Consider the following 1,586-nt stretch of genomic DNA (forward strand, 5'->3'; position numbering starts at 1 on the left):
ATCGAGTTTGAGCTAATACATTTAACAGTTACCCTTTTCTCGTTTAAGATAATGATTTCAGTAATTGATTCTGATGTCAAGTGAGGTGAAAACTTCGCGGGATGCCAGTCCGGTATCAATCATCTTTTCATACCATATACCCTCCATTGTTGATGCAGGGCAGTTCAGTCAATACCATCCTCCTGACTGAAAGCCGCCCTGTTCTTTTTAATCCGTTTTATTCCTTATCATCAGAACGATCGGTGTACAAACCCAATTCCCGCTCCAGCGTTTTGCCCGTTACTTCCATATCGAGATCAATGTACTCCATCGTGGTCGCGACATTACGATGCCCCAGTAATCTTTTCACCAACGGCAGGTTCCGATCCGGCGATTTCATCAATGTCGTGGCCACGGTATGACGAAAACGGTGGGGCGAGACCGCAAAATCACACTCTCTGGACAGCCGGCGAAAGAAAGAACGGAGCTGCTGTTTTTCCCGGTTGATATCATATTGGTAACGGGAAAGCCGGCTGGGGTGCGGCACACTTAACCGGCTGAGATCGAAAATCGGATCGTCGGCTTTAGCGCCGGCAGCCATCGCCCTTTCCACTAATTTTGCCAGCCGGGGTTTGAGCGGCGGGATAATCGGTACTTCCCATTCACTGTGGTTTTTACTGCCTTCCAGCCCCAGTTCAATATAATTGCTGTCCAGATTAATATCCCGCAGCCGCAGGTGCAGTAACTGGTTCTGGCGCATCCCCGTAAAGCGCAATGTCGCCAGTACTGTTGACCAATACCCGGTCGGATACAGGGCGCAACGCCCTCCCCGTGGCATCACCCCGGTTCTTTCTTCTTCAGCAAACTTTCCCATCAACAGATTAATACGGGTTATCTGCGATTGACTCAAAATCTTCTTCTTTTTCTTCTCTTTTTTAACCACCGCATTGTTAAACGGGTTTTCGGTGTGGGGCAGCAGTTTTTGCTCCATGCCGAAATTAAAGATTGCCCGCAGGTGAGCCACCTTATTATTCCAGGTGTGGCTCGACTGTTTTTTCTCCACCAGAAGATGGCGCCGCCACCGCAGCACATCCCGGTGAATAACCTGCGCTGGTGAGGCCGCTTCCCCCATAAACCGGGTAAATCCCTTCGCCACTTTACGGTAACTCCACTCGGTATCCGGTCTCAGGATATGTGAAAAAAAGTACTCGTCTAATAATTCTTCCCAGCCCATTATTTCTTCTGTTTCGTGCATCATTTTTTCCTGTTATCAACAACCCAACCCGGCGGCTTTTCAATATAGAAAGGCGTTAATCATTCCGTTAAAATTAATTACAAATTAAAATTGTTTCATTGTTAATATCATGACGACTCATTCCCGGCAGGAGCAACATTTTCTGACGGCCTGTCTGTGCGTTTGCTTATTTTCAAATCGTTATCATTCTCATTTGCAGTAATAGACAATGAAAATTCATCATTGGATTGAAATAATGACAATAACGTCCGGGTATAGCAGAATCATACTAATATGTCATAATATCCAAATCCAAAATGACAAGGCATAAAGTGAAATGGGTTACAGTCTGGATTTTCGAAAAAGAGTTCTG

1 protein-coding gene is annotated in these 1,586 nt (G+C 45.8%); it reads right to left on the reverse strand.

The annotated features are described in order from the left end of the window. Positions 1-217: 217 nt before the first annotated feature. Positions 218-1,234, reverse strand: coding sequence for a tyrosine-type recombinase/integrase (locus ABLA85_RS18645; RefSeq protein WP_367965803.1), 1,017 nt, complete (start codon positions 1,232-1,234; stop codon positions 218-220). Positions 1,235-1,586 lie beyond the last annotated feature (352 nt).

It is taken from the genome of Xenorhabdus sp. SGI246, from assembly GCF_040838225.1.
GTDB lineage: Bacteria > Pseudomonadota > Gammaproteobacteria > Enterobacterales > Enterobacteriaceae > Xenorhabdus > Xenorhabdus indica.

Coding starts and splice junctions, on each gene's coding strand:
- ABLA85_RS18645 (WP_367965803.1), bottom strand. CDS start 1,234: ATGCACGAAACAGAAGAAATAATGGGCTGGGAAGAATTATTAGACGAG.